Source organism: Acidobacteriota bacterium (assembly GCA_039028635.1).
GTDB lineage: Bacteria > Acidobacteriota > Thermoanaerobaculia > Multivoradales > JBCCEF01 > JBCCEF01.
In genome coordinates, this window is sequence record JBCCHV010000023.1 from 50,608 (window position 1) to 59,855 (window position 9,248).

Below are 9,248 nucleotides of genomic sequence, written 5' to 3' on the forward strand. Positions count from 1 at the left end.
AGCTTAGAACAGCCGGCTCGCCGTTCGACGAACCGACCGCTCAGCGATTCGCGGGCCCGCCGGATCGATTCATGGCACGTTGGAGGATGTCGGCTCGCGCACCCACATCCATCCCTCCTTCTGCGCCTGGGGAAGGTTCTCCGGAGGCGAGCAGAGGCCGGCCAGGAAGTCGTGGCCGGCGAGCAGGCAGATCAGAGCATCGAGCCGATGATCGCTCGCCAGCGCTTCCTGGCGTAGCGCCTCGGGCACGTCGACCCCCGCGCCGGTCATGCAGGCGAGGATTTCCCGTCGTTTGCTCCGGCCGACTTCAGAAGCTCCCTTGTAGCCGGCGTTCGGAAAGCTCCAAGCCCGCAGCGTTGCGGCGGGATAGACCTCGATACTGCCGCCGGTCGAGAGCGCCTCGGGGCTCCAGATCATAGGCAGGGCTTCGTCCGCTTCTTGCCGCAGGGCGGTCAGCAGCTCGAGGGAGGCATGGGCCGTGCGGGCGATGCGATCGGCCCCGACGTCCAGCGATTGCTTGCCGATCCGGGCCCTCACCCAGCGATCCGTCTCGCGTCGGAACAGCAGGTTGCGCTCCCCCGGCAACTCCTCGCCGGCCGAGTGCGACGCCAGCGAGGCGCCGAGGTCTTCCGGCCAGCCCAGGGGAGCGTCGAGGGCGACCAGCACCGGTCGGCCCGCGGCGCGCTGCTCACGCAGCCACGCCGCCATCGCCGACGGCACCGGCTCGACGAAACCCGAGCACCGCAGCCGTCCCTGGGTGAACACGCCCACCGCCGCGCCGAGATTGGTGCGGCTGACGGCACAGTCGATTCCCAACAGCGCCACCGGGCCGGTGTGTGATCGCATCGAGCTCATTCGGTCTCCTTCGGGGCAGGATCCTATCGGTCCTCGGTGGCACCGTTGCTTCGAGCCGCTGGCCGCTGCTGCCGCCGGGCGGAACCGGCCGGCCGGGGCTGCTTCCTTGACCTACCGATCGAACGGGCGTAGCCTTAAGTGCTCGTTTTTTCAGATTTTCGATCACACCGATTGTGATCACCGCCGGACCGGGGTCCATTGGCGTCCGGCCGGAAAGGAGGACACTCATGAAGGTGAAGACCAACGTCAAGGCGGGTCTCGCTCCGACCTGCGGTTGCGGCGCAACCGGTAGGAAGGGCCACAAGACCAGCTATCAGGGCCGTCACACCGGCTAAACCCGGCTGGCTGAGCTCGCGGCGCGCTGTGGTGCCGGCGGCTGGTCGCAGCCGGCGCCGGGCCGCCACCTGGAAGACCTGTTCCCGGAACGGGTGAGTCGTCGTGTCCTTACCCGACCCCAAATCCTTCCCTTTTTCCAGATCCACCTCCTTGATCGCCGGTGACGATCTCCGGCGCTGGCTGCCGCGTCTCGGAATCGTCACCTTCTTCCTGCTCGCCTGGGGCGGCTGGTTCGCCTGCGGCGAGATCCGGGTGTACGAGGTCGCCACCGAAGCTCGCCTCGAGAGCGCCGCCGAAGTCCATCCCGTCGACGCTCCCCTCGGTGGCCGGATCGTGGCGGTCCACGCTCGTCTCGGTGAGGCGGTTGCCGCCGGCGACCCGCTGTTCGATCTCGAAGCGGAAGACGCCGAGTTCGAGCTCACCGAGGCCAAGACCCGTCTCGAGGCGCTCGAGCGCCAGCTCGCCTCGATCGCGGAGGAGTCCGATCTGGTGGCGAGACTCTTGGATCTCGAGCGCGCCGCCGGTCAAGAACGGCTGCGGGCCGCGGGCTTGCAGCAAGAGGTCGAAACGATCGTCGGGCGGGTGGCGGAATCGGAGCATCAGCGGGCTCGACGGCTGCACGAAGAGGGCCTGTTGTCCGACCTCGATCGGCAGCGCTACCGCGGCGAGGTCGAGAAGAGCCGCGCTCGCTCCGAAGCCGAAAGCGCCGATCTCGAAGCCCTCCAGACCTCGATCCGCGGCCAGCAGACGGAGCTCGAAGCCCGTGCCGCCCACCTCGAGCATGAGCGGGTCACGGTGCAGGGGGAGGCCGCGGAGCTGGCTGCCCACCTCGAGCATTTGCAGCATGAGATCGCCGAGCGGAGAGTGGTGGCTCCCGTCGCTGGGCGAGTGGCGCGCCTTGCCGAGGTGCAGGTCGGAGCGGTGGTGGCGACCGGCGAGCGGCTGGCCGACGTGCTGCCCGACGGAGCGATCCGCGCCGTCGCCTGGTTTCCGCCCTCAGCGCTCGGTCGGCTCGCTCCGGGGCAGTCCGCCTGGCTGCGCCTCGACGCCTATCCCTGGACCGACTTCGGTGCCGTCGAAGCCACCGTCGAGCGGGTTGCCGACGAGCCGAACGATGGCCGACTGCGCGCCGAGCTGGCTCTCGCGCCGTCGCCCCCCCGTGGCGTTTCGCCGCGACACGGTCTGACCGCGACGGCCGAGGTCGCCGTCGAGACGGTGACTCCGGCGCGCTGGGTGCTGCGCGCCGCCGGCGGAACCCTCGACCGGCCGGTGCCCAGCGGCGGCTGAAGCGGGAGCTCCTCGGGGCCGCGGGATGACGAGAACGATGAATGCGCCGAAGCGTCGTTTTCTGATTCCGGAAACGGTGCAGTCTTCGGCGATGGACTGCGGTCCCGCGGTTCTCTGCTCGCTGCTTGCCGGCTTCGGAATCGAGGCCGCCTACGGGCGCCTGCGGGAGGCCTGTCAGACCGGCATCGACGGCACTTCCATCGCGGCCATCGAAGAGCTTGCGACGGCCTCCGGACTGGAGGCGGAGCAGGTCATGGTGCCGGCCGAAGACCTGCTGATCCCTTCGGCCCAGGCCCTACCGGCGGTGGTGGTCGTGCTCGCCGGAGGAGTCACTCACTTCGTCGTCCTTTGGCGGCGCCACGGCTCGCGCCTCCAAGTGATGGACCCAGCGACCGGCCGCCGCTGGCCGTCGGCCCGCCGTTTTCTCGACGACGTCTACGTTCACCAGCACGAAGTGGCGGCGGCCGACTGGCGGCAGTGGTCGGAAGGGCCCGAGGCGACGGCGATCGTGCGCTCACGGTTGAGCCGCCTGGGCGCGGAAGCCGCCGCCGACAGGATTCAAGAGTCGGCTCGGGCGGTTCCGGGCTGGCTCGGCCTGGCGGCCCTGGATGCGGCGACTCGCCTGTGCGACAGCCTGAGCTCGGCCGGCGCCATCCGGCGCGGCCCGGAGGCGACCCGTCTGGTGGAACGCCTGGCGGTCGAGGCGGCCGCCGCCGACCGGCCGGAGAAGATCGTTCCTGCGCGCTTTTGGTCGGTCCGGCCGGCGACAGTGACCGAATCGCCGGCGTCCGCGACCGCTCTGACGCTGCGCGGTGCCGTCCTGGTGCGGGCTCTCGGCCGGAGGCAGACGGCCGACTCGCCGACGATTCCTTCACTACCCGGAGTCGGTCCTCGGCTCGGCGACTCGGTGGCGCCAAGAAGCGAGCCGGGGCCGATGCGGCGGCTGCTCGGATTCCTGCGCCAGGGCGGACGACGCAGCCTGATGGCGCTGGGTGCGGCCGCGGCGGTGGCTTCCCTCCTCGCCGCCTGCGAGGCTCTGCTGCTCAACGGCCTGCTCCGCATCGCAGATCAGCTCGGCGGAACCGGCCAGCTGCCGGGGGCGCTGGCTGTCTTGCTCGCCTTCGCCGCCGCGCTGGCGCTTCTCGAGCTCACCGTCGCCCTTGGTGCCCGCGATCTCGGTCGCGGCCTCGAAGCGCGCCTGCGAGTGGCCTTTCTGGAGAAGATTCCACGCCTCGGCGAGCGCTGGTTTCGCAGCCGGTTGCCGTCCGATCTCGCCGAACGGGCCCACAGCGCCGTGTGGTTGCGCACGTTCCCTGCGGCCGTTCTGGGCATTCTCGGCGCCGGCTGCGAGCTGGCCGTCACCGCCCTCGCCCTCGGTTGGCTGTTCCCCGGAACCGCTCCCCTGGCGGTCCTCGCCGCCGTCCTCGCCGTTGCCGTGCCCCTGGCGCTCCAGCCCTTCCTCGGCGAGCGCGAGCTGCGCATGCGACATCACGGCGCGGCCCTGGCTCGCCTCCAGCTCGATGCACTGCTCGGTCTGCTGGCGGTTCGCTCCCATGGCGCCGAGCCGCTGGTGCGGCGCCAGCACGACGAGATTCTGGAGCATTGGCAGGAAGCCGGAACCAGCCAGCTTCGCGGTGCCCTGGCGGCGATGGTGGTGCAGTCGTTGGTGGGTTACGGGATGGCGGCGGCGCTGGTCGGGCTGCACGTCGCGGACCACGGAATCGGGGGAGGTGCCCTCTTGCTCGCCTACTGGGCGCTCAAGCTTCCCGAGCTCGGCGGCGAGATCGCCGCCGGCCTCGAGCAGATTCCGTCCCATCGCAGCGTGGCGGTGCGAATGCTGGAGCCCCTCGGAGCGCCGGACTACGAGTCCGAGACCGGGGCCGAGGTCCACGCCGTCTCACGAGGATCCCAAGGCGTTGCCATCTCGCTGCACGGCGTATCCGTGACGGGGGCGGGTGGTCCCGTTCTCGAAGGTCTCGACCTCGAGATCGGAGCCGGTCGCCGGGTGGCGGTTCTGGGTCCGTCGGGCGCTGGAAAATCGACCCTGCTCGGGCTTCTCCTGGGTTTGCAAACGCCCGCCGAAGGCGAAACTCGAATCGACGGCGAGCTTCTCGATGCCGTGGTTCTGGCGCGCCTACGGGCCGCCACCGCCTGGGTCGACCCGGGGGTGCGGTTGTGGAATCGTCCGCTGCTCGACAACTTGCGCTACGGCGCAGAATCGCGGGCGGCGCCGCTGGCTGACCTGCTCTCCGCCGCCGAGTTGGTGGGAGTCCTCGAAGAGCTGCCCGAAGGCCTCGCCACGCGCCTCGGGGAGGGCGGCGGCTTGGTCTCCGGCGGTGAAGGGCAGCGGGTGCGCTTTGGTCGCGCCCTCGGACGGCCGGCGGCCCGTCTGGTGCTGCTCGACGAGCCCTTTCGCGGTCTCGACCGCGCGCAGCGCACCCGCCTACTCCAGAACGCTCGCGAATGGTGGCCCCGCGCCACCTTGATCTGCGCCACCCACGATGCCGCTTCGGTGCGGGACTTCGACCAGATGGTGATTCTCGACGGCGGCCGCATTGTCGAAGCCGGCGAGCCGGCCAAGCTGGCGGTCGATTCCGGCTCCCGCTACGGACGCCTGCTCGAGAAAGAAGCCGCTGCCTGGGCCGATCCGGATTGGCGACGACTGCATCTCGTCGACGGATGTATTTCCGCAAGCCCAGTGGAGGCGGAGCGATGACGCTCGAGGGCGCCCTGGCCTGGCCGGAGGAACGCTTGACCGCGGCGATTCCGGCCCTCGCCCGCGCCGCCGGTTTGGCCGGCGACCGCTCGGCCCACGGCGAGGGTGGAGGGGAGGCGGAAGGGAACACCGAGACCAACCCCGCGGCCATCGCCGCCTCGGCCCAGCGGGCGGGAGTCGAGGCCTGGCCGGTTTCGGCTTCCTATCGGGATGTCGACCATCTGCTGTCCGGCGTCGAGCCGTTGCTACTTCGGTCGACCGGGAACGACCGCTGGCTGGCGATACTCGGGGGCGGGGCGCGAGTCCGTCTGGTCAGCGCCGACGGCTCGATCGTCCGACTGCCGGCGCGGCGCTTGGCCGCCGTCTTGCGCGCTCCCCTCGAAGACGAGGGCGCTCACGAGGTCGAGGCTCTTCTCGAACGCGCCGGAGTTCCGGCCCGACGCCGGCCTCGCGCCGGCCGCGCCCTGCTCAGCGAGCGCCTCCGCGGTGAGCCTTGTGTCGAGGGCTGGTCGCTGCGCTTGCCGCCTGGGGCCCGCACCTCGAGTCAGCTTCGCCGCGCCGGCTTGTTCGGCCGCCTCGGTCGCCTGGCCATTGCCCACGCCGCCTCCTGGGTCTTGTTGATCACTTCCTGGGCTGTGCTCGGTCGCGGCGTTCTCGAGGGCCGTCTCGATCCCGGTTGGCTGGTTGCCTGGGCCCTTCTTCTCGTCACCTTGATTCCTCTGCAGGCGGTGGCTTTGTGGTCCGAGGGGACGGCGGCCCTCGGCGCCGGTGCTCTGCTCAAACATCGTCTGCTGGCGGGCTCCCTGCGGCTCGACCCGGAAGAGATCCGCGACCAAGGTGCCGGCGAGCTGCTCGGGAAGGTGATGGAGGCCGAGCGGGTCGAAGATCTGGCCCTTGGTGGCGGCTTCACCGCGATGCTGGCCATCGTCGAGATCGCTCTCGCCGCCGGCGTGCTCGCCCTGGGGGCCGGCGGTGCATTGCATGCCCTATTGCTCGTCGGCTGGCTCTTCGCCCTCGGCGTGGCCGGCTGGCGGCTCTACCTCGAACGGCGGGGCTGGGCCGAAGAGAGGGTCGGCATGACCGACCATCTGGTCGAACGCCTGCTCGGCCAGCGGACCCGACTGGTCCAGGAGTCCCGAGAGCACTGGCACGACGCCGAGGACGCCGAGCTGGAGAGCTATCTGCAGCGCTCGCGGCGCCTCGACAGACTGATGCCGCGCATCCAGATCTTCGCCACCCGCGGCTGGCTCCTCGCCGCCTTGCTCGCCCTGGCACCGGCGCTCCTCTCCGGTGGCACCTCGGCCGCCTCCGTGGCGATCGCCTTGGGAGGAATCCTGCTCGCCGCGCGCGGACTTCAGGGCGTGGCCGGTGGCCTTTCGAGCCTGACCGCGGCCGCCGTCGCATGGCGTCAGGTGGCGAGCCTCTACGGCGCCGCGACGCGCCGAGAACCGGAGGGTTCCCCCGAGATCGACTCCGTTGCCGAAGCCGAAACCCGAGATGCCGACGCCGTGGTGCTGACCGCCCAGGGCATCGACTTTCGCTACCCCGGCCGTGGTCGCCGAACCCTCGACGCCTGCGGCCTCGAGCTCCGGTCCGGCGATCGCGTTCTCCTCTCCGGCGACTCCGGCAGCGGCAAGTCCACCCTGATCTCCCTGCTGGCGGCCCTGCGGCGGCCGCAGGCGGGGGTCATGCTGCTGCGCGGCGCCGATCTGCACGCTTGGGGCGCCATCGCTTGGCACCGCCGAGTGGCGGCGGCACCGCAATTCCACGACAATCATCTCTTCGCCGCCCCGCTGGCTTTCAACCTCCTCCTCGGGCGCAACTGGCCGCCGAGCCCAGAGGATCTCGCCGTCGCCGGCGAGATCTGCGACGAGCTCGGCCTCGGTGAGCTCATCACCCGCATGCCCGCCGGCCTCATGCAGCCCATCGGCGAGAGCGGCTGGCGCCTCTCCCACGGCGAAGCCAGCCGCGTCTACCTCGCCCGGGTGCTGCTCCAAGAGCCCGACATCGTCCTCCTCGACGAGAGCTTCGCCGCCCTCGACCCCGCCAGCCTAGAAACCGCCCTCGGCTGCGCCCGCCGCCGAGCCAACACCCTTCTCATCGCCACCCACGATTGAACAGGGCTGCCCGAGGGGCGGCGGGCTCGACGATTGCGACTCTGGTCGTCCCCACCAACCTTCCTGAAAGACCAGAACGGTTGTCAGGGAGCTCGCTGGTGGTTACCATTTATTCGAACATTGCAATGTTATTTCGAAAGACCATGAAAAGCCCTGCCCTGCGTCCGCCGCTGCCGCCCGTGCTACGGCCCTGGGTTGCGGTGGTCGCTGTGCTGTTCTTGCTCGGCTCTCAAGGGATCCTCATGGTCGAGCATCAGCACGAGGATGGTGTCGACCAGGACTGCGCGCCTTGCCACGTCGCTCACGTTCAAGGGACCGTGCCGCAGACGCCGATCGCGGCGCCGAGCTTGCGCGAGGTGGGCGATTCTGTTCCCTGTCCGGTCCGCTCCGCTGTCCTGGCGGCTCGCACTCTCCTCCCCTGCCGCGGTCCGCCTGCCTGAGTCGTCTTTCCGTTGGTAGCGGCTGACGACGTCGTCCGTCGCTCGTGGTGCCGGCGCGGCAGCGCTCGGCACTGTCGGTGCTTTGCCTGGCTGCTGCTGGCGGCGCCGTCCTTGGTGGGCCAACGAAAACCTCGAGGAGGAGGGCACTACTCATGAAAGAAACCCGGGACTGGCGACCATTACTCTCGCTGCTCGATTACTCGATCCTCCGCTATATCGCCCTTCCGACGCTGGCGGCAGGTGGCCTGGGGTGGGTGACGAGAAGCTGGAGCGACACCGCCTTCTTCTTGCTCATCATCGCGGGTGAGATCCTCACCAGAGGAGCCACCGCCGGCTACAAGCAAGTGGGTGAGATGTCGCTGGAGGACAACTTCAGGGCGCTGACGCGGGTGCTGATCGTGTTGATTGCGGTGATCGATCGGACCTCCGGTCCGGCGGCCGACTACCCCGCCTACATCAGCGTCCTCGGCATCGCTCTCGCGGTCGGTGGAATTCTGATCCAACGCCAAGCCGCCGCCGCTTTCCGGCGGGTCGACACGCCGATGTTCGTCACCGCCGCGCCAACGGTTCTGGTTCGTGACGGAATCTTCCGCTACCTGCGACACCCGGGGTACGTCGGTCTCGTGATGGTGACCGTCGGGGCCGTCTTGATTCTGCGCAGCCTGGTGGCCGCCGGCATCGCGTTGGTCGTCTACGGCATCTGGCTCGGGATTCGAATCCGTCGGGAAGAAGCCTGGCTGCGCGAGATTTTCGGCGCCGAGTACGACGCTTACGCGGCTCAGACTCGCCGCTTTATCCCGTTCATCTTGACACTCCTGATCGTGGTCGGAATCCCACGGTAAAACCGCCTACGCCGAAGGCGCTTTGAAAAGGAATTTTCTGGACAACCCTCTAATCTATTGATAAAGTTGCAATCATGCAGATAACTCTCAGAGGTCGAGAAAGCCGGCTGGTCGCCTTCGCGGCGATCGCCCTGCTCGCTTTCTCCCTCTGGGTGGGACTCCACGGCCACGAGCATCTAACGGAGTTCGAGGCCGAGTGTGCTCCTTGTCAGCTTCTGCTGTCGGAGGCCATCAGCACGGTTCCGCTGACCGCGATTTCTTTGGTGGTGGCCGCGCAGTCCGTGGAAGCTCTGCCGAGCATTCCCCTGCTCGAGACGACCCTCGACCTCGGCTCTCCCCGCGGTCCCCCTTCCTGAGTCGTACCACCCTCCGACGACTCGAGTTCCCCCGACGATCGGGGTTCTCGACGATCGGTCCCACGACGCCTTCTGAACAGATCGCCGTGAGCTTCGCCTAGCTCGCCTCGCCACCGTTGCCGGTGGCGCGGTTCGAGACTGGGCGTGTTGTCGCTGGCATCCGAGACGAAGGCCCTTCGGCCGCCTGCTTCGCCTACCGCGTAGGTGTCGCGGGTGGTGATCCATCGTCCCGTCGGTGATTCACCGGTAGATCGCCGGTTTATCCGATGGGTGAGGTCCAGAAGCGCAGCGGCTCCCCG

The 9,248-nt window shown here is 69.2% G+C and carries 7 protein-coding genes; 6 read left to right on the plus strand and 1 reads right to left on the minus strand.

The window, feature by feature from the left end:
* Positions 1-69 precede the first annotated feature (69 nt).
* The gene (locus AAF604_11295; GenBank protein ID MEM7050237.1) at positions 70-855 is read right to left on the minus strand and encodes a DUF429 domain-containing protein; all 786 of its coding nucleotides are present in this window, start codon (positions 853-855) and stop codon (positions 70-72) included.
* 486 nt (positions 856-1,341) lie between these two features.
* On the opposite strand from AAF604_11295, the gene AAF604_11300 reads away from it, so the two are divergent.
* The 6 genes from AAF604_11300 (at position 1,342) to AAF604_11325 (ending at position 8,949) form a co-directional block, all read left to right on the plus strand.
* Positions 1,342-2,478: an HlyD family efflux transporter periplasmic adaptor subunit gene (locus AAF604_11300; GenBank protein ID MEM7050238.1), complete on the plus strand. Its 1,137-nt coding sequence runs from the start codon at positions 1,342-1,344 to the stop codon at positions 2,476-2,478.
* Positions 2,479-2,515: 37 nt separating this feature from the next.
* Entirely contained in the window at positions 2,516-5,194 is a 2,679-nt protein-coding gene (locus tag AAF604_11305; protein ID MEM7050239.1) for an ATP-binding cassette domain-containing protein, read from the plus strand.
* The gene (locus tag AAF604_11310; protein MEM7050240.1) at positions 5,191-7,311 is read left to right on the plus strand and encodes an ABC transporter ATP-binding protein; all 2,121 of its coding nucleotides are present in this window, start codon (positions 5,191-5,193) and stop codon (positions 7,309-7,311) included. The genes AAF604_11305 and AAF604_11310 overlap by 4 nt, the downstream gene beginning before the upstream one ends.
* Positions 7,312-7,454: 143 nt before the next feature.
* Positions 7,455-7,751 (plus strand): hypothetical protein, encoded by a 297-nt coding sequence (locus AAF604_11315; GenBank protein ID MEM7050241.1) that lies wholly within the window; start codon positions 7,455-7,457, stop codon positions 7,749-7,751.
* A 152-nt stretch (positions 7,752-7,903) separates the two neighbouring features.
* Entirely contained in the window at positions 7,904-8,593 is a 690-nt protein-coding gene (locus AAF604_11320) for an isoprenylcysteine carboxylmethyltransferase family protein (protein MEM7050242.1), read from the plus strand.
* Positions 8,594-8,667: 74 nt separating this feature from the next.
* Positions 8,668-8,949 carry a hypothetical protein gene (locus AAF604_11325; GenBank protein ID MEM7050243.1) on the plus strand — a complete coding sequence of 94 codons (282 nt, stop codon included), beginning with the start codon at positions 8,668-8,670 and terminating at the stop codon, positions 8,947-8,949.
* The last annotated feature ends 299 nt before the right edge of the window (positions 8,950-9,248 follow it).